The organism is Klebsiella sp. 141162, from assembly GCF_050600755.1.
Lineage (GTDB): Bacteria > Pseudomonadota > Gammaproteobacteria > Enterobacterales > Enterobacteriaceae > Klebsiella > Klebsiella aerogenes.
In genome coordinates this window covers 70289-88099 of sequence record NZ_JAQIRI010000011.1, presented here as the reverse complement: position 1 = coordinate 88099, position 17811 = coordinate 70289, and the positions used below count along the sequence as shown (strand labels likewise).

Sequence of the window (17811 nt, the reverse complement as noted above, 5' to 3'; positions counted from 1 at the left end):
TGCGCCTGCGTCGGCCCGGCTATCGCGTCGGGCCGCTCTTCGCCTATCATGTCGACAACGCTCTCCTTTTCCTTCCAGCACCGCGCGCTGGTGCCATTTGCCCATGATTACGCCCACGGCGATAGCGAACCGATGCATTGCCACGACTGCGCTCAGTTATTGCATATTCTCAGCGGCGTGGTTCGGGTGGAAACGCCGGTCGGGTTCTGGGTCGTACCGCCGGGGCGCGGCGTCTGGCTACCGGCACATACGCCGCACGCGTTGCGCATAACCGGCAATGTGGCCGCGCGGACGCTATTTATCGATCCGCTAGCCCGTGCCGATCTGCCCTCTACCTGCCAGATCGTACAGATCTCACCGCTGCTGCGTGAGCTTATCGTCGCGTCGCTGTCGCTGGAAGAGCGCTATTTCCCCGGCACCCGCGATGAACGTATCTATGAGCTGATGCTGGATGAAATTCGTGGAATGTCGGTATTACCGTTCGGTTTGCCGGAACCGCATAGCGATAGCCTGCGTCGGTTGTGCCAGCGGGTGCGCGAAGCGCCCGGTGAGCCGTGGAGCAGCCGTGAGGCGGCGCAAGCTGGCGGAATGAGCGAGCGTACGCTGAACCGCCATTTTCAACAGCAGACCAGCCTGACCTGGAGCGAATGGGTGCGCCGGGCGAAGCTGATGGAGGCGCTGGTTCGCCTGGCGCAGGGGCAGTCGGTGCTAAGGGTGGCGCTGGATCTGGGTTACGGCAGCCACAGCGCTTTTAGCGCCATGTTCCGCCGGGTCATGGGGACCGTGCCCAGCGACTATTTTCGCCCGTTGGATTAATCCCTGGCGTGAACGGCATTACACAACGCCTGTAACGAGGCGCGGGCAACGTCATTATCAATGCCTACGCCCCATCGACTTTCGCCATTGGCAAAGACGCAGCGAATATAGGCAACGGAGCGGCTGTCGCTGCGCGCCCCAAGGGTATGCTCGTGGTAATCCTTGATAACGAAATGACGTTTTAACAGCGCGCTCAGGCCGTTGGCGGCGGCGGATAACAAACCGTTCCCGCGTCCGTTCAAGCGGCGGGTTTCGCCATTCATCCGCAGCGCAGCCTGTAACGTCAGTTCGCCATCCTGCTGGCCGTCGCTCTGATAGTCGAGTAACGCCAGCGTCGGCTGCGCCAGCAGGCCGTAACGGCTGCGAAACAGCTGCCATAACGCGTTATGGGTCATTTCTTTACCATGGCTATCCGTTTCTTGCTGAACGTACTGGCTGAAGTCCTGCTGCAACGCCCGCGGCAGCTTAAGACCGTGGTTCTGCTCAATCAGCCATGCGCTGCCGCTTTTACCTGACTGGCTGTTAACGCGGATCACTGCTTCATAGCTGCAGCCGATATCCTGTGGATCGATAGGTAAATACGGCATTTGCCAGCGATCTCCCGGCTTACGGGCATCAAACCCTTTTTTAATGGCATCCTGATGTGAACCGGAAAAGGCGGTGTAGGCCAGACTGCCTGCCCAGGGATGCCGTGGATGTACCGGGAGCTGGTTGCAGTTCTCGACGATCTCCACTACCCGATTCATCTGCGTAAAGCGCAACTGCGGATCCACGCCCTGGCTATAGAGATTCATCGCCAGCGTGACCAGACAGACGTTGCCGGTGCGCTCGCCATTGCCGAACAGACAGCCTTCCACGCGATCGGCGCCGGCCATCACCGCCAGTTCGGCGCTGGCGACGCCGGTACCGCGATCGTTATGCGGATGCACGCTGATACACACATCCTGGCGGCGCGAGAAGTGGCGGCAAAAATATTCAATCCGATCGGCGTAGACGTTCGGCGTGTTGACTTCGACCGTTGCCGGAAGATTAATAATCATTGGCCGTTCGCCGCAGGGCTGCCAGATTTCCGCCACCGCTTCGCAGATTTCAAGGGCGAATTCCGGCTCGGTAAAACAGAAGGTTTCCGGTGAATATTCATATTGCCAACGGGTGTCCGGCTGCTGTTCGCAATGCTGACGAATAAGCCGGGTGGCGCGAGTGGCGAGCTCGATCACTTCGGCCTTTTCCATGCCGAAAACCAGCTCGCGAAACAGCGGCGCGGTGGCATTGTAGAGATGGATGGTTGCCTGTCGGGCGCCGCGCAGCGCTTCAAAGGTTCGCGCTATGAGTTCTTCCCGCGCCTGAGTCAGTACCTGAATGGTGACATCTTCAGGGATGCGCTGCTCGTCAATCAGCTGGCGCACAAAGTTGAAGTCGGTTTGCGAGGCGGAGGGGAAGGCGACCTCTATTTCTTTAAAACCGCACTCAAGCAACAGATCCCAGAACTGCAGCTTGCGTGCGGCATCCATCGGTTCGGCCAGCGCCTGGTTGCCGTCGCGCAAATCGGTGGAAAGCCAGCGCGGCGCGGTAGTGATTTGCCGCTCGGGCCACTGGCGATCGGGCAGGGCGATAGGCGGATAAGGGCTGTATTTTTCGCAAGGATTGGTCAGCATGATGTTCTCCTGTAGTCGGAGCTTTATCCTGCATGACATAACGCATCGGCGGCTTTAGCGAAATGGACAGAAGCTAGCGCGAAATGGACAAGGTCGCGGCAATAAAAAAGGGACCCGTAGGTCCCTTTTGTTGATACTTAGTGCGCGCCTCCGCCACCGCCGCCGGCGCTGAACGGCGGCCTGGCGAACCACACCAGGCTTAGCAGAAGGATAAAGATCCCCGCTGAGACCCAGAAGATTTCGTTGGCGGAGATAATCAACCCCTGGTTGGTTATCTGCTGGGCAATCCAGCCGGAAGCCTGCTGCTGGGTCATTCCCATACCCTGTAGTTGATCGTACATCTGCTGGGCGTTGGGGTTGAACGGCGTCACCGACTCGGTGAGCTGCGCATGGTGCAGCGCCTCGCGGTTGGTCCACATGGTGGTGGTAATTGAGGTACCGATGGAGCCGGCAAGGGTTCGGGTAAAGTTCGACAAGCTCGATGCCGCCGCCAGCCGCTCCGGCGGGAGGCCAGAGAGAGTGATGGTGGTCAGCGGCATGAAGAAACAGGCCACCGCAAAGCCCTGGATAAACTGCGGCCAGGCCGATGCGCCAAAGTCCATTCCCGGTTCGAAGGTCCACGCGCGCCAGTAGAAGCACACCGCATACATAATAAAGCTGAAGGTCACCAGCCGCCGCATATCGAGCTTATGGGCAAAGCGGCCGATAATCGGCGACAGAATGACCGGGATCACCCCGACCGGCGCCGAAGCCAAACCGGCCCAGGTGGCGGTGTAGCCGTATACCTCCTGTAGAAGCTGCGGCAGCAATACAATGGCGCCGAAGTAGAGCATATAGGCCAGACTGATACACAAGCAGCCGATGGTAAAGTTACGCGACTTAAACAGCGACAGGTCGACTATCGGGTTATCGTCGGTCAACTCCCAGACGATGAGGAAACTTATCGCCACCACCGCCACGATGGTCAGGATGATAATCTCGTTGGAAGCGAACCAGTCGAGCTCTTTACCGCGGTCGAGCATAACCTGCAGGCTGCCGATCCCGATAATCAGCAGCGCCAGCCCGACGCCGTCGATACGCCGCTGTTCGGTGCGGGTTTCGCGGCCGCGCAGGGTTTGCAGCGTCATGAGAACCACCGCCACGCCAATCGGCACGTTGATGAAGAAGATCCAGCCCCAGTGGTAGTTATCGCTGATATAGCCGCCGAGAATCGGGCCGCAAATCGGCGCGACGATGACCGTCATCGACCACAGCGCCAGCGCGATTGAGCGCTTCGCTGGCGGGTAGTTGCTGAGCAGCAGACTCTGCGATAGCGGGATCAGCGGACCGGCGACGATCCCCTGAATCACGCGGAAGAAAATCAGCATCGTCAGGCTATTTGACACCCCGCAGGCCCAGGAGGCGATGGCGAATGCCACCGTCGACCAGACGAAGAGTTTCACTTCGCCGACGCGCTTAGCCAGCCAGCCGGTAATTGGGATGGAGATAGCGTTCGCCACCCCAAACGAGGTGATGACCCAGGTCCCCTGACTTAGCGACGAGCCAAGGTTACCGGCAATGGTCGGAATAGCCACGTTGGCGATAGTGGAGTCCAGCACCTGCATGAAAGTCGCCAGCGACAGCGCAATGGTCATGATGACCAGTTGCGCGCCTTCGAGCGGTTTTTGCTGTTGCATTACGCTCACCCCGAATTATCCGGCGTTGGCCTGGATGATACCGTCGATCAGTTTATTTACCGGCTCAAGGCCGATTTCACGGGCATTACTTTCATAGACCGGCGAGCTACGTACCTGGCTTGCCAGCATCTCGCCTTCGCGATTGCTGGTGTCTACTTCAACCAGCGTCGACAGGCCGATGCGCAGCGGATGTTGCGCCAGCTGTTTAGCATCTATTTCGATACGAACCGGCAGACGCTGGACGACTTTGATCCAGTTGCCGGTGGCGTTTTGCGCCGGCAGCAGGGAGAAGGCGCTGCCGGTACCCATATCCAGGCCGACCACTTTACCGGTGTACTTCACGTCATCGCCGTAGATATCGCTGACGATGGTCGCCGGCTGGCCGATACGCATATGGGCAAGCTGGGTCTCTTTAAAGTTGGCGTCAACCCACAGGTTGGTGGCCGGAACCACCGCCATCAGCGGGGTAGTGGTGCCAATCTGCGCGCCAGGCTGCACCGAGCGGCGGGAAACGTAGCCGCTAATCGGGCTGACGATTTGCGTACGCTGCAGCGCCAGCCAGGCGTTGCGGACTTCGGTCGCCGCCTGCAGCACCGCAGGCTGCTGTTCCAGTTTGGTGCCCAGTACGATCGCCTGATTGGCGTTGTACTGTTGAATAGCGACGTCGAGTTCGGCCTGGGCGCTGGCGACGGTGTCACGAGCGTGCTGCAGCTCTTCGCGGCCAATCAGGTTCGCGGCGCCCAGCGGGATACGGCGATTAAGGTCTGCCTGCGCCTGGGCGAGGGCGGTTTTTTTGACGTCAATATTCGCCTGCAGCTGCTTGCTGTTGATCATCTGCTGGCGAGTCTGGCGCACGCTTGCCGCCAGCTGGGTTTTGGCTTTTTCAAACGCCTGCTGGGCGTCGGTCTGGTCGAGGGTGACCAGCGGATCGCCTTGTTGCACAAAGTCGGTGTTGTCGGCCCAGACCTTGGTGACGCTACCGGAAACCTGCGCCATGATCTGTACCTGGTTCCCTGCCACATAAGCGTCATCGGTCTCTTCATAATGACGCAGGACTAAAAACCAATAAATGCCGTAGGCTACGGCCACAATAACAAAGAGCAAGGTCAGGAGCAGAAGGGCGCCTTTGCGTTTCCCTTTCTTGCTGCCTGATTGCTGCGGAGTTTGGCTCGCCGCATTTTCGCTCATCTGATTCTCCACAATTTTACATTCTTATTATTTCACATCGGCTGAGCCGACCTGTTTACCAGAAAGGCCAGCAGAAAATCTGCTGGCCTGACCGTGTTCCTTGCAACTCAAAATGTTGTGCGGCTCCGTGCTTAGCGCAGGGATCCCGCCAGCGCGCCGTCTTCTTCCATTTGGTCGAGGCGGCCAAGCAGTTTGCGGGTGATGTGCTCCAGCTGGTCTTTTTCCGCAGTACTCAAAGAGGACCACAGCTGGTGCAGGCAGTTGTGCTGCGGAGGTAATACCTCGCGCAAGAATTGATGACCTTTGTCGGTTAGCTGCAGATGCAGGCAGCGACGATCGTTGTCGCTTTCACGACGCTCGATCCAGCCGCGTTTTTCCAGTTCGTCGGCGATACGGGTGGCATTAGTGCGTGACGAACCCAGCGCGCAGCTCAGCTCGGAAGGTTGAATGCTGTGATTTTCCTGAGACTCAAGCGTTATCAGCGCCATAAATAATGTCTCGTTAATCCCTTGCGCTTTCAGCATTTTGTTACGGTTTTCCAGCAGCTTACCCTGCATGTGCATACAGAGACGGGTGAGGAGAATCTCCTGGAAAGGGAAATCTTCATGGCGGCTGGCGCGGAATTTGAGCATCTGCTCAATGGGAGTAAACGAACTATCCATTTGGGTATAACCTCATTAATTACAGCCGATATAATAACTATTGTGACAAATAAAGCAAATGAATTATCGGTCACTATTAATACTTAAAATCTCCGGCGAGACGCCGATTTTCCATGCCAAACCATAGGCTAAAGCGCTGAGTTGCGTAGGGATAATAATGCTGTTCGTCGCCTGTAAGCTCAACCTGAACGCGGCGCAACCTACCCGTGTTGGTAGCCAATGGCGCTGACGTCGGGGAGCAGGCGTTTCCATATCGGTGACTTATTGATAACGCTGGTGAAAATTACGCCTGGAAAGATTTGCTCACCTTAGCAGACGGCGTGATGGCTTCACAATCGCGAAAATGGGAAATCAGAATATCCGCTTTTTTAGGCATATTCGTTTCATGCTGCTATGGGGGAAAGGGCAGCCCCACGACGGCAAACCGCCGTGGGGAGAGGGGAGAAATTACTTCTGCGCCGCCAGCGCTTCTTTTACCCAGCCGTCGAACAACTGCTGGTGGGCTTTAATCCAACCATCAACGTGGCCGTTGATGTCGGCTTCTGAAGCATGACCGGCATGCATCATCGCGTTTTCGGCGTTGATATCGGCAATTGGCAGCTTCATCAGGCTAAACAGCTTCGCCGCCGCCGGGTTCTTCTCGGTCCAGGCTTTGTTGGCGACGATGTGCATGGTGTTCACCGGGAAGCCATAGTTGACGCCGTTCGGCAGCTTGGTGTCGATATCTTTCTGTTCTCCCGGCAGGGAGGAGAACGGCACCTGCAGCCAGACCACATCTTTACCCGGTTTCAGCACGTCGCTGACCCAGTACGGCGTCCAGGTATAATAAAGAATCGGTTTGCCTTCTTTATAACGGGCGATGGTATCGGCCATCATCGCCGCGTAGTTGCCCTGGTTATGGACCACTTTATTGTTCAGCCCGTAGGCATCAATCTGATGGTTGATGACCGCCTCGCAGCCCCAGCCTGGGGTACAACCGGTGAGGTCGGCTTTGCCATCGCCGTTGGTATCGAACAGTTTGGCGATCTTCGGATCTTTCAACTGGTCGATGGACTTAATATGGTACTGCTCGGCGGTTTTCTTATCGATCAGGTAGCCCTGTGCCGCGCCGGTAACGAAGGTTCCTTCACGGTAGAATTTTTTATCGCCGCCCGCCGCCGCGTACATATCATCGTGCAGCGGTTGCCAGTTGGTGGCGATAAAGGTGGCATCGCCAGAGGCGATGGAGGTGTAGGCGACGTTATAGTCGACTTCGCTCGGCTTTTCGACGGTATAGCCCAGTTTTTCCAGCGCGCGGCTGACCAGCAGCGTCTGGAAGGTTTCTTCCGAAATGGTGCTCTGCGCCGGTTTCACGGTGATGCCTTTACCCGGCAGCTCGGCAGCAAACGCGCTGGTCGTGACGAGGGCGGTAAACGCTGTGGCAAGGAGTGTAGTATGTCGCATCGTTATTCCTTCTCTTATTTACAGAAAGGGCGGGTAATCAGCCCCAGAGGTCCGGTGGCGTACCAGCGGCGATTACCGCGGCTGCGGGAATCACGGCCGACGGCTTGGGTCAGGCGGTCGAGGATAATCGCGAGGATAACGATCCCGACCCCGCCGACGCTCGCCAGCCCCATATCCAGGCGGCCAATACCGCGCAGCACCATTTGACCGAGGCCGCCGACGGCGATCATCGAGGCAATAACGACCATCGACAGGGCCAGCATCAGCGTCTGGTTGACGCCGGCCATGATGGTCGGCATCGCCAGCGGCAGCTGGACTTTAAACAGCAGCTGGCGCGGGCTGGCGCCGAAGGAGCGTGAAGCTTCAATGAGGTCTGCCGGTACCTGGTTAATCCCGAGGATGGTCAGGCGGACAATTGGCGGCAGGGCGAAGATAATGGTCACCACCACGCCCGGAACGTTGCCGATACCGAACAGCATGACGATCGGTACCAGGTAGACGAACGCCGGTGTGGTCTGCATGGCGTCAAGTAACGGGCGGATGATTTTCGCCGCTCGCGGGCTACGCGCCAGCCAGATCCCCAGCGGCAGGCCGATTATCATGCAGAACAGCAGCGCGGTAAGCACCAGCGCCAGAGTGACCATCGCCTGCGACCATGCGCCAATAGCGCCGATGGCTACCAGCGAGACCAGAGTGGCGATACCCATGCCGACGCTGGAGATCTGCCAGGCGATCAGGGCGAAGAGAATAATCGCCACCGGCGCCGGCATCCCCAGCAACAGCTGCTGGAAAGCGCTGAGAATATAATCCACCGGCACGCGGATCCCCTGGAACAGCGGACGGAAGTGCAGCACGATCCAGTCGATGGCGTGGGTGACCCAACTATCAAGCGGGATCAGCGTTTTATGGAACGGATCCATAATATTAAAATGTTCTGGCTGCGGCGCAGGCGCGCTATTAAGCCAGTCGGCGCCGCCGCCGTCAGCGGGCGCGGGTGTTGGGTTGCCCCAGGCGTCGGCGGACTGCGCCGCGTTATCCGCTGGCGCAGCGGTATCCCATGGATTCGATTGATCAGCCATTGTTTGCCCCCTCGCGATCTAAAGCCTGTAGCAGCATGCGTTTTGAAATAATGCCGAGATACTGGTGCCCTTCATCCACCACCGGGACGGCGCAGGGCGCCTGGCCGACGTGGGAGAGCAGGTCGCTGAGCGGCGTTTGTGCTTCCACCGGCTGCGGGGAGTCAATTAACGCCGCATCAAGCCCCTGATTTTCGCTCAGCGCGCTTTTCAGAGAGTCGATGGAGACAATGCCGACAAACTTATTACCGCGTTCAATGACGTAACCATATTCGCGGTCTTCATCCTGCAATAATTTCAGCGCCGAACGCGGGCCGAAACCGGGGGTTTTACGAATCAGGCCAACCGGGCTACGGCGGGCAATATCCTTAGCGCTAAATACCTGGCTAATATCCACGCCGCGGAAGAAAGTACGAACGTAATCATTCGCCGGGTTATTCAGAATTTCGTCAGGGGTGCCAATTTGCACCACTTCGCCATTTTGCATAATGGCAATACGATCGCCAATACGCATAGCTTCATCAAGATCGTGGGAAATAAAGACGATGGTACGTTGATGCTTCGCCTGTAATTTGGTGAGCTCATCCTGCATTTCAGTACGAATTAAAGGATCAAGCGCTGAGAAGGCCTCATCCATGAGCAGAATATCGGGGTTGATCGCTAATGCGCGCGCTAAGCCGACGCGCTGGCGCATCCCGCCGGAAAGCTCGTCGGGATAGGCGTGAGCGTAATTTTCCAGCCCCACCTGACGTAGCGCATCCAGCGCTTTCTGCTGGCGCTCTTCGGCGGAAACGCCGGCCAGCTCCATACCGAAGGCGGTGTTATCCAACACGTTCATATGCGGCATCAGGGCGAATGACTGGAAAACCATCGCAATCTTTTTCCTGCGCACCTCGCGAAGCTCGGCATCTGAGATTTTGGCGATATCCACGCCGTCAATCAGCACCTGTCCGCGGGTGGGTTCAATCAGGCGATTGAGAAGGCGAACCATGGTGGATTTTCCTGAGCCGGAAAGTCCCATGATGACGAATATCTCGCCTTCTTCAATGGCCAGACTGGCGTCTTTAACGCCAAGCGATAGCCCCGTTTTTTCCAGTATTTGCTCTTTGCTAAGTCCTTTTTCAATATATTTGAACGCGCGTTGCGGGTGCTCGCCAAATATCTTATAGAGATTCTTAATTTCTAATTTAATTGCCATGCAATAAATGATTTCCTGTCTTTAATTATATCGATATCGTACCTGGTGAAGTTTATTACCTGTTTACACCCTAACATACTGAGATTCTGTGACAACCCTCGATGTGAATAGCTAGCCAAAATCTGAAAGGAGAACTCTGGCTGAATTGCCCATGATATAAGGGCTGAGCCATCATATACGGCTGATGATATTTTTTGATTATGCATGAATAATGAATGGGAAAATTGGCTTAAATGAAGGAAATATGACGAGGGAATAGTCAGTAGATTATTTGTGTGATAATAAAGAATAATGTGAAATAGATCACTGGAGAATATGTTGATATATTCCCCAGCGATCGCGCGGTTAAAAGTCCCAATCGTCGTCGGCGGTTGCTTCGGTTTTACCCATAACATAAGAAGAACCGGAGCCGGAGAAAAAGTCGTGATTTTCATCGGCGTTTGGCGACAGCGCCGCGAGGATGGCTGGGTTTACGGCGGCCATTTCCGCCGGGAATAACGCCTCATAGCCAAGGTTCATCAATGCTTTATTGGCGTTGTAACAGAGGAACGCGTTGACGTCGTCGAGCCACGGGCTGTCGGCATACAATTCGCGGGTATAGGCCAGTTCGTTATCGTACAGATCCATCAGCAGATCAAAGGCGAAATTTTTCAACTCTTCGCGCTTCGCGGCGCTGACGATTTCCAACCCTTTTTGATATTTATAGCCAATATAGTAACCATGCACCGCTTCGTCGCGAATAATCAGACGGATTAAATCGGCGGTATTGGTCAGCTTACCGCGGCTGGAAAAATGCATCGGCAGCCAGAACCCTGAATAGAAAAGAAACGATTCGAGGAACACGCTGGCGATTTTTTTCTTCAGCGGCTCATCGGCCTGGTAGTAATTGAGCATCAACTGCGCTTTGCGCTGTAGGGGAGCGTTCTCCTCGCTCCAGGCGTAGGCGGCATCGACATCCTTGCTCTGACACAGGGTGGAGAATATCGAACTATAGGAGCGAGCATGCACCGCTTCCATAAAGCTAATGTTCGACAGCACCGCCTCTTCATGTGGGGTGAGGGCGTCGGTCATCAACGCCGGGGCGCCGACGGTATTCTGGATGGTGTCGAGCAGCGTCAGTCCAGTAAAGACGCGGATGGTCAACTGCTGCTCCTGAGCCGTCAGAGTCTGCCAGTGTGGAATGTCGTTGGACAGCGGCACCTTCTCCGGCAACCAGAAGTTGCTGGTCAGGCGGTTCCACACCTCGAGGTCTTTGTCATCCTCGATTTTGTTCCAGTTGATGGCGCTGATGCGCGATAAGTGGGTCATCCTGTTCTCCTTACAGCGCGCAGGACACGCAGCCTTCGATTTCGGTACCTTCCAGCGCCAGCTGGCGCAGGCGAATGTAATACAGCGTCTTGATACCTTTCTTCCACGCGTAGATTTGCGCTTTGTTGATATCGCGGGTGGTGGCGGTATCCGGGAAGAACAGCGTCAGCGACAGCCCCTGATCGACATGTCGCGTGGCTTCGGCATAGGTATCGATAATTTTTTGCGGGCCAATTTCCCAGGCATCCTGATACAGCGCCAGATTGTCGTTAGTCATAAACGGCGCCGGATAGTACACGCGGCCGGTTTTACCTTCTTTACGGATCTCGATTTTCGCCACAATCGGATGAATGCTGGAGGTGGCATGATTGATATAAGAGATCGAACCGGTCGGCGGGATCGCCTGCAAATTGCGGTTATAAATGCCGTAGCGCATCACGTCGTCGCGTAGCTGTCGCCACATCTCACGGTCGGGCAGGGTTATCCCCGCACGGGCGAACAGTTCGCGTACCCTGGCAGTTTTCGGCTGCCATTCACCCTGCAAATACTGCTGGAAATAGTCGCCGCTGGCGTAACGCGACTGCTCAAACCCGGCAAAACGTACTCCGCGCTCGCGCGCCATCGCCATAGAGGTGCGCAGGGCGTGCCAGGTGACGGTGTAGAAATAGAGATTAGTGAAGTCCAGCCCCTCCGGGCTGCCGTAGGCGATCCCCTCGCGGGCCAGATAGCCGTGCAGGTTCATCTGCCCAAGGCCGATGGCGTGCGATGCGGCATTACCCGCCGCCACCGATGGCACCGAGCGGATATCGCTCATATCGGAGACCGCTGTCAGGCCGCGGACCGCCACTTCGACGGTGCGGGCGAAGTCCGGCGAATCCATAGCGTGGGCGATATTCAGCGAGCCGAGATTGCAGGAAATGTCCTCGCCAACGGTGGCGTAATCGAGATTTTCGTCAAAGGTGGAGGCGCTGTTGACCTGCAGGATCTCCGAGCACAGGTTGCTCATATTAATGCGCCCGGCGATCGGGTTGGCGCGGTTCACCGTATCCTCGAACATGATGTACGGATAGCCGGATTCAAACTGAATTTCCGCCAGCCGCTGGAACAGATCGCGGGCGCGGATCCAGCGTTTGCGAACGCGGTCGTCGGCCACCAGTTGTGCATACATCTCGCTGACCGCGATATCGCCAAAGGCTTTGCCATACAGCCGCTCAACGTCATAGGGCGAGAACAGCGCCATCTGCGCGTCTTCTTTCGCCAGCTGGAAGGTGATATCCGGAATGACTACTCCCAGCGACAGGGTTTTGATGCGGATCTTCTCATCCGCGTTTTCCCGCTTGGTATCGAGGAAACGTAAAATATCGGGGTGATGAGCATGCAGGTAAACCGCGCCGGCCCCCTGACGCGCTCCCAACTGATTGGCGTAAGAGAAGGCGTCTTCCAGCATTTTCATCACCGGCACCACCCCGGAGGATTGGTTTTCGATACGTTTAATCGGCGCGCCCGCTTCGCGCAAGTTGGAGAGCAGAAATGCCACGCCGCCGCCGCGTTTTGACAGCTGCAGGGCGGAGTTCACCGCCCGGCCAATCGACTCCATATTATCTTCGATACGCAGCAGGAAGCAGGAGACCAGCTCGCCGCGCTGCTGTTTACCGGCGTTGAGGAAGGTCGGCGTCGCTGGCTGAAAGCGCCCGGAGAGGATCTCATCGGCCAGCTGTCGCGCCAGGGTTTCATCACCCTGGGCCAGGGTTAGCGCCACCATGCAGGCGCGGTCGGCGAAATGTTCCAGGTAGCGTTTGCCGTCGAAAGTGCGTAAGGCATAGCTGGTGTAGAACTTCCACGCGCCGAGGAAAGTACGGAAGCGAAAACCGTGTTGATGCGCGTGGGCGAAGAGGGCCAGCACGAAACGACGTTCATAGCGGGCCAGCACTGCCGGATCGTAATAACCTTCGTCGCTCAGCCATTGCAGTTTCTCCTCCAGACCGGCGAACGGTACGCTGTTGGGGCGCACGTGGCTATGGATAAATGCTTCGACCGCCTGTTGGTCCTTTTCCAGGGGAATGCGGCCATTGCTGTCGTATAAGTTCAGCATCGCATTGAGGGCGTGGAAATCAGACGCCCCGGCGGTTACGCGTTCTGCGGTTGTCGTTGCCAAAATTCGCTTACTCCTTTACGCACGTTGTCGACATCTTGCTGGGTACCCATCAGCTCAAAACGATACAGATACGGCACGCCGCATTTCTGCGCGATGACCTCTCCCGCCCGGCCATAGGCCTCGCCGAAGTTACGGTTACCGGCGGCGATGACGCCGCGAATCAGCCGGCGATTATGCGGGTCGTTTAAAAAGCGGATCGCCTGGCGCGGCACGGCGCCTGCCGTTCCGCCGCCGCCGTAGCTGGGGACGATGAGAATATAGGGTTCGTCTACCTGAATTCGCTCGCGCTCGTTGAGCGGGATGCGCACGGCAGGCAGCGCCAGACGCCGCACAAAGCGATGCGTATTTTCAGAGCTGCTGGAGAAGTAGACGATGAGGCTCATAGGCTGGCCGTAGCCGCGGCGGGACGCAGGCGATTAATCATATCGGGGCGGAAGCCAGACCAGCGGGTTTCCCCGGCTATCACCACCGGTAATTGCTGGAATCCCTGCTCGCGCAGCATGTCGATGGCTTCCGGGTGTTGGTCGATGTTGACCATATCGAAGGCGAAACCGCGGCTCTCCATCGCGCGTTTGGTGGCATGGCATTGCACGCAGTCATTTCGAGTGTAAATAATAATGCGCATGATTCGTATTTCCATTTAAAATAACAAGACGGCGTAAAATATCGCGCCGAACGTTATGGGCTTACCGTTCAGGAAATACTAGATGTAGTTATTTAAAACTTCAACCACGCAATATATAGAGTTTTTCGATAAGTTATCCCCCACCAACTAGCCCGGCGGGGGAGGGAAGTCGATACGCGAAAATTACATCCGCATCGCGACCGCCAGACGGTTAAAGGCGTTCATAAGGCTGATGGCGAAGGTTAAATCGCTAATCTGGCGTGGGGTAAAATGCTCTTCTAAAGGCAGGTACACCTCATCTTCGGCGTGGCTGGCTGCGATATCGGTTACCGATTCCGCCCATGCGAGGGCCGCGCGTTCCGCAGCGCTGAAGTGGGCGCTTACGCGCCAGCCTGCCAGCGCATCCAGTTTGCTCTGGTCAACGCCGGCTTTGCGTAGCGCTTTGCTGTGCATCTCAAGGCAAAAAGCGCAGCCGTTAATTTGCGACACCCGCAAATAGACCAGCTCCACCATCGTGCTGCCCAATTCGCTTTTTTCCAGCGCTATGCTGGCCTGAACCAACCCCTTATAGATTTCCGGGCTCAGTTCGCTATACGGCTGACGTAATGTGGTCATCTTGCAGTTCTCCTCTCTAAGACCCGGGCAAAATAGCACTATAATGGACTGCATAAGATAGCCATATTGTGATGAAAAAAGCAGACCATAATGGAAGCCAAAAAAGTGCCGCACTACCAGCGTATCGCCCGCCAGCTGAAATCAGCGATTGAGAATGGCGAGCTGGCGCCGGGAAGCCGTCTGCCCGCGAGCAGAGTTTATGCGCAGGAGCTTGGCGTATCGCGGGCGACGATTGAAAATGCCTGGGGCGAGCTGGTGGCCCAGGGCTGGCTGGAGCGCCGCGGCCAGGCGGGCACCTTTGTCAGCGAGCGGCTGAGCCCGCGGCAGGTCACGGCTCAGCGACCGGCGACGGGGCGGGGATCCTCCGCGCCGCTGCCTTTTCAAATGGGGTTGCCGGCACTGGATCTTTTCCCGCGCGGGCTGTGGGCGCGGGTGATGGGGCGGCGGCTACGGACGCAATCGCGCTTCGACCTCGCGCCCGGCGATCCCTGCGGCGAACCGGTTCTCCGTCAGGCGATTGTCGACTATTTGCGCCTGTCGCGCAGCATCGAGTGCCAGCCGGAGCAGGTTGTGATTAGCGGCAACTATGCGGCCTCGATGGCGTTGATTTTGCGTACCCTTGCGCAGCCGGGGCAGCATATGTGGATGGAGGATCCGGGATATCCGTTCATTCGCCCGGTGGTTAGCGCGGCGGGGGTCAATATCGATCCGGTACCGGTTGACCAACAGGGAATGAATATCGACTGGGCGCAGACACACTATCCTCAGGCGCGCTTTGCGCTGTTAACTCCAGCGCATCAAAGCCCGCTCGGCGTGGCCCTGTCGCTGGAGAGACGTCGACAGATATTACAGTGGGCGGCGCAGCGCGATAGCTGGATTATTGAAGATGACTACGACAGTGAATTTCGCTATCAGGGGAAGCCGCTACCGCCGCTGAAAAGCCTCGATGCGCCACAGCGGGTACTGTACGCCGGGTCATTTAGTAAATCGATGTTTCCCGCGCTGCGCGTCGCGTGGCTGGTGGTACCGCAGCCGTTGGCGGCGCGGTTTCGTTGTCAGGCCGAATTGAGCCACTGTAATGTGCCGACCTTATGGCAGCAGACGTTAGCGGACTTCATCAATGACGGGCATTTCTGGCGTCATCTAAAAAAAATGCGCGCCAGCTACGCGTTGCGCAGGCAGTGGCTGGAGTCGGCGCTGCAGGCGCAGGGTTTTCAGGTGGTACCGCAGTCCGGCGGGATCCAACTGGTGATGGCGGTGAAGGGGGACGATCGCGAGCAGGCCCGTCGCTGCCAACGTGCCGGGCTGGCGGTGCAGGCGTTGAGCGACTGGCGCATGCTTAGCCGTGGTGAGGGCGGGCTATTGATGAGTTTTACCAATATCACGTCGGCGGTGATGGCACGTGAAGTGGTAGGCGAACTTAAGCAAGCGCTGGCCAGCGTGGAATAATAAAAAACCCTGCGCACCATTGGGACGCAGGGTCAGACGCGTATTTGTTATCTTCACATGTAGTCTATCGATACTATTATCGACGCAAATTAAGCAAAACGCCAATAAACACCCCAACGGCGGCGGCGGCGCCAACGCTCTGCCAGGGTTTATCACGCACGTAGCTGTCGGCGCAGCCGGCGGCATCGCGGGCGCGTTCAACGGTATCATAGGCCGCCTGGCGCAGGCGGGTATTGCCGTTCAGGCGGGCGCGCGTCTCTTTCAGCAGCGACTGCGCTTTTTTACGCGCGTTCTCTGCTTCATCTTTCGCATCGCTACCCCATGATTTCAGCACTTCTTCCAGCGTATCCGCTAATTGGCTGACTTCGTTATGAATATCCTCGGCGCTTTCATCAATGTCGTTGCGGTTCACACGGTTAGCCATTGGTTTCTCCCTCTTTTCCATTCGAGTTATTAAGTGTAGGACATGATTTTGCATTATGCTTTTGCGGGAGTTTATGGAATTTTCTGAAAGCGCTGCTATTCGTGAATAAGGTAAGGTAAATGTGCGGTAAAAGATAACGAGGAATCAGTATGTATTTAAGACCCGATGAGGTGGCGCGTGTTCTTGAAAAAGCCGGCTTCACCATGGATGTTGTGACGCAAAAAGCGTATGGATATCGCCGTGGCGATAATTATGTTTATGTGAACCGCGAAGCGCGCATGGGGCGTACCGCTTTAGTTATTCATCCGGCGCTTAAAGAGCGCAGTAATTCACTGGCGGAACCCGCCAGCGAGATTAAAACTTGCGACCATTATGAACAGTTCCCGCTCTATTTGGCGGGTGATGCGCAGCAGCATTACGGTATTCCACATGGTTTTAGTTCGCGGATGGCGCTTGAGCGTTTTCTGAACGGTCTGTTTGGCGAGGCGCAGCCGCAGATGTCTCACGGCTGAATAATCTAATGCGGGCTGCTTTGAAGCAGGCGACTGGCAGCGGCCAGTCGCCGAAAGATGAGGATCAGGCTTTAGCTTGCTGATAAGGGCTGACGCGGAACAGGCGGCGGCAGAAGTCGAGAAAGTAGCCGTATACTGCGCCCATCATCATTGATACCAGAATGTTTGAACTGACCGCGGCGGCAATTTGATGCCAGTCTGCGCCTACCGACAGCAGAATTAATACATACACCGGCGACTGGAAAGTCACATACGCGACGACATCAGCAATGTTCTTCATCCATCCCGAGGTGCTGATTCGGCGCGCCTGGCGCATAGCGAAGTCGCGATAGAAGCCATAAGGCACCGCAATAATAATGTTGACCGGGATCGCGACCAGTCGTGAAGATAACGACTGCTCAAAAGTCATTCCGGAGAGGAAAATTTCGATCATCATATTGACAACGGTGCAGTAGACCACCATTGCAAAGGTGTCTGCTACCGCATGACGCAAGCGGGATTGAGCAGAGAACATCGGTATGCTCCTCGAAAAATGAAGTCAATAACGCCGAAAAGTGCGCATGGTGTAGCGGTTTTGGGCTGCCTGTTTTGATGTGTGTAGAGTATATCTCTGCATAGTAAGTGACAACTAGCTATAAATTTTTATTTATCGCCTTTTTGTCGATAAAACACTCTGCGAGCTGGCGTTTTGTTTAACTTGCGCTACTTTTGTTCCTTTGTTTGATTATTTCGTTTTATATCAAATAGATATGATTTCGCTTTGTCAGATGGCGATCGGGCGTGGCAGGAGAAGTGTGGTGGATAAAGCGGGTATCTGAATGCGTTATGTGATGGCTGTCGCTTTTGGCGTTATTTACCGTATAAATACCGGTTCATTAGCATTTACTGCTGTATGTAAAAAATGGTTTTTATTCGGATTATGTGAATTTTCATTCATCATCGTAAAGCCATTGGCGTTCCTGTTTTACCGGCGATGATTTTATAACTCACTGACGTGGCTATAAATATA

The 17811-nt window shown here is 56.1% G+C and carries 17 protein-coding genes and 1 pseudogene; 3 read left to right on the top strand and 15 right to left on the bottom strand.

The genetic code is table 11. From position 1 onward, the window contains the following. The first annotated feature begins 48 nt into the window (after positions 1 to 48). Positions 49 to 816: an AraC family transcriptional regulator gene (locus PGR23_RS21885; protein WP_396279470.1), complete on the top strand. Its 768-nt coding sequence runs from the start codon at positions 49 to 51 to the stop codon at positions 814 to 816. Here PGR23_RS21885 and leuA read toward each other — a convergent pair. From leuA to PGR23_RS21820, 13 genes and pseudogenes are all read right to left on the bottom strand, one after another. Continuing rightward, positions 813 to 2471, bottom strand: a complete 1659-nt coding sequence (gene leuA, locus PGR23_RS21880; protein ID WP_047050245.1) for a 2-isopropylmalate synthase — start codon at positions 2469 to 2471, stop codon at positions 813 to 815. The genes PGR23_RS21885 and leuA overlap by 4 nt on opposite strands. A gap of 137 nt (positions 2472 to 2608) precedes the next feature. Next, the gene (emrB, locus tag PGR23_RS21875; RefSeq protein WP_045395214.1) at positions 2609 to 4147 is read right to left on the bottom strand and encodes a multidrug efflux MFS transporter permease subunit EmrB; all 1539 of its coding nucleotides are present in this window, start codon (positions 4145 to 4147) and stop codon (positions 2609 to 2611) included. Between the two features lie 15 nt (positions 4148 to 4162). Next, positions 4163 to 5335 carry a multidrug efflux MFS transporter periplasmic adaptor subunit EmrA gene (gene emrA / locus PGR23_RS21870; RefSeq protein WP_015370068.1) on the bottom strand — a complete coding sequence of 391 codons (1173 nt, stop codon included), beginning with the start codon at positions 5333 to 5335 and terminating at the stop codon, positions 4163 to 4165. Positions 5336 to 5466: 131 nt separating this feature from the next. Then, positions 5467 to 5997 (bottom strand): transcriptional repressor MprA, encoded by a 531-nt coding sequence (mprA, locus tag PGR23_RS21865; protein WP_015370069.1) that lies wholly within the window; start codon positions 5995 to 5997, stop codon positions 5467 to 5469. A 63-nt stretch (positions 5998 to 6060) separates the two neighbouring features. Next, a pseudogene (locus tag PGR23_RS21860) lies at positions 6061 to 6216 on the bottom strand (hypothetical protein); the annotation flags it as partial. 228 nt (positions 6217 to 6444) lie between these two features. Next, positions 6445 to 7440 carry a glycine betaine/L-proline ABC transporter substrate-binding protein ProX gene (gene proX, locus PGR23_RS21855; protein ID WP_045395213.1) on the bottom strand — a complete coding sequence of 332 codons (996 nt, stop codon included), beginning with the start codon at positions 7438 to 7440 and terminating at the stop codon, positions 6445 to 6447. Positions 7441 to 7454: 14 nt separating this feature from the next. After that, complete coding sequence (gene proW / locus PGR23_RS21850; RefSeq protein ID WP_045395210.1) at positions 7455 to 8519, bottom strand: glycine betaine/L-proline ABC transporter permease ProW; 1065 nt, start codon at positions 8517 to 8519, stop codon at positions 7455 to 7457. Continuing rightward, on the bottom strand, positions 8512 to 9714 hold the full coding sequence (proV, locus tag PGR23_RS21845; protein ID WP_045395207.1) for a glycine betaine/L-proline ABC transporter ATP-binding protein ProV: 1203 nt from the start codon (positions 9712 to 9714) through the stop codon (positions 8512 to 8514). Before proV ends, proW begins: the two co-directional genes overlap by 8 nt. 345 nt (positions 9715 to 10059) lie before the next feature. Beyond that, entirely contained in the window at positions 10060 to 11022 is a 963-nt protein-coding gene (gene nrdF / locus PGR23_RS21840; protein WP_015370074.1) for a class 1b ribonucleoside-diphosphate reductase subunit beta, read from the bottom strand. Positions 11023 to 11032: 10 nt separating this feature from the next. Beyond that, entirely contained in the window at positions 11033 to 13177 is a 2145-nt protein-coding gene (nrdE, locus tag PGR23_RS21835; RefSeq protein WP_396279471.1) for a class 1b ribonucleoside-diphosphate reductase subunit alpha, read from the bottom strand. After that, a complete protein-coding gene (nrdI, locus tag PGR23_RS21830) occupies positions 13150 to 13560 on the bottom strand; it encodes a class Ib ribonucleoside-diphosphate reductase assembly flavoprotein NrdI (RefSeq protein WP_063415927.1) in 411 nt (136 codons plus the stop codon). The genes nrdE and nrdI overlap by 28 nt, the downstream gene beginning before the upstream one ends. After that, a complete protein-coding gene (gene nrdH / locus PGR23_RS21825; RefSeq protein ID WP_047044340.1) occupies positions 13557 to 13802 on the bottom strand; it encodes a glutaredoxin-like protein NrdH in 246 nt (81 codons plus the stop codon). The genes nrdI and nrdH overlap by 4 nt, the downstream gene beginning before the upstream one ends. A gap of 183 nt (positions 13803 to 13985) precedes the next feature. Then, positions 13986 to 14417 (bottom strand): carboxymuconolactone decarboxylase family protein, encoded by a 432-nt coding sequence (locus PGR23_RS21820; RefSeq protein WP_047044343.1) that lies wholly within the window; start codon positions 14415 to 14417, stop codon positions 13986 to 13988. Between the two features lie 90 nt (positions 14418 to 14507). Here PGR23_RS21820 and PGR23_RS21815 point away from each other — a divergent pair, with 90 nt between their 5' ends. Then, positions 14508 to 15866 (top strand): PLP-dependent aminotransferase family protein, encoded by a 1359-nt coding sequence (locus PGR23_RS21815; RefSeq protein ID WP_047044346.1) that lies wholly within the window; start codon positions 14508 to 14510, stop codon positions 15864 to 15866. Between the two features lie 76 nt (positions 15867 to 15942). Here PGR23_RS21815 and PGR23_RS21810 read toward each other — a convergent pair whose 3' ends face one another. Further along, a complete protein-coding gene (locus tag PGR23_RS21810; protein ID WP_015370080.1) occupies positions 15943 to 16290 on the bottom strand; it encodes a DUF883 family protein in 348 nt (115 codons plus the stop codon). A 149-nt stretch (positions 16291 to 16439) separates the two neighbouring features. Here PGR23_RS21810 and PGR23_RS21805 point away from each other — a divergent pair, with 149 nt between their 5' ends. Beyond that, a complete protein-coding gene (locus PGR23_RS21805) occupies positions 16440 to 16802 on the top strand; it encodes a DUF2002 family protein (protein ID WP_015370081.1) in 363 nt (120 codons plus the stop codon). Positions 16803 to 16866: 64 nt separating this feature from the next. Here the strand turns inward: PGR23_RS21805 and alaE are convergent, their stop codons facing one another. Continuing rightward, positions 16867 to 17316, bottom strand: a complete 450-nt coding sequence (gene alaE / locus PGR23_RS21800; RefSeq protein WP_015370082.1) for an L-alanine exporter AlaE — start codon at positions 17314 to 17316, stop codon at positions 16867 to 16869. Positions 17317 to 17811: the final 495 nt, after the last annotated feature.

Excerpts from the sequence above, each read along its gene's own strand:
- emrA (WP_015370068.1), bottom strand. The coding sequence starts at position 5,335 with ATGAGCGAAAATGCGGCGAGCCAAACTCCGCAGCAATCAGGCAGCAAG.
- proV (WP_045395207.1), bottom strand. The coding sequence starts at position 9,714 with ATGGCAATTAAATTAGAAATTAAGAATCTCTATAAGATATTTGGCGAG.
- nrdH (WP_047044340.1), bottom strand. The coding sequence starts at position 13,802 with ATGCGCATTATTATTTACACTCGAAATGACTGCGTGCAATGCCATGCC.
- proW (WP_045395210.1), bottom strand. The coding sequence starts at position 8,519 with ATGGCTGATCAATCGAATCCATGGGATACCGCTGCGCCAGCGGATAAC.
- proX (WP_045395213.1), bottom strand. The coding sequence starts at position 7,440 with ATGCGACATACTACACTCCTTGCCACAGCGTTTACCGCCCTCGTCACG.
- PGR23_RS21810 (WP_015370080.1), bottom strand. The coding sequence starts at position 16,290 with ATGGCTAACCGTGTGAACCGCAACGACATTGATGAAAGCGCCGAGGAT.
- PGR23_RS21885 (WP_396279470.1), top strand. The coding sequence starts at position 49 with ATGTCGACAACGCTCTCCTTTTCCTTCCAGCACCGCGCGCTGGTGCCA.
- PGR23_RS21805 (WP_015370081.1), top strand. The coding sequence starts at position 16,440 with ATGTATTTAAGACCCGATGAGGTGGCGCGTGTTCTTGAAAAAGCCGGC.
- emrB (WP_045395214.1), bottom strand. The coding sequence starts at position 4,147 with ATGCAACAGCAAAAACCGCTCGAAGGCGCGCAACTGGTCATCATGACC.
- alaE (WP_015370082.1), bottom strand. The coding sequence starts at position 17,316 with ATGTTCTCTGCTCAATCCCGCTTGCGTCATGCGGTAGCAGACACCTTT.
- leuA (WP_047050245.1), bottom strand. The coding sequence starts at position 2,471 with ATGCTGACCAATCCTTGCGAAAAATACAGCCCTTATCCGCCTATCGCC.
- nrdI (WP_063415927.1), bottom strand. The coding sequence starts at position 13,560 with ATGAGCCTCATCGTCTACTTCTCCAGCAGCTCTGAAAATACGCATCGC.
- mprA (WP_015370069.1), bottom strand. The coding sequence starts at position 5,997 with ATGGATAGTTCGTTTACTCCCATTGAGCAGATGCTCAAATTCCGCGCC.
- PGR23_RS21815 (WP_047044346.1), top strand. The coding sequence starts at position 14,508 with ATGGAAGCCAAAAAAGTGCCGCACTACCAGCGTATCGCCCGCCAGCTG.
- PGR23_RS21820 (WP_047044343.1), bottom strand. The coding sequence starts at position 14,417 with ATGACCACATTACGTCAGCCGTATAGCGAACTGAGCCCGGAAATCTAT.
- nrdF (WP_015370074.1), bottom strand. The coding sequence starts at position 11,022 with ATGACCCACTTATCGCGCATCAGCGCCATCAACTGGAACAAAATCGAG.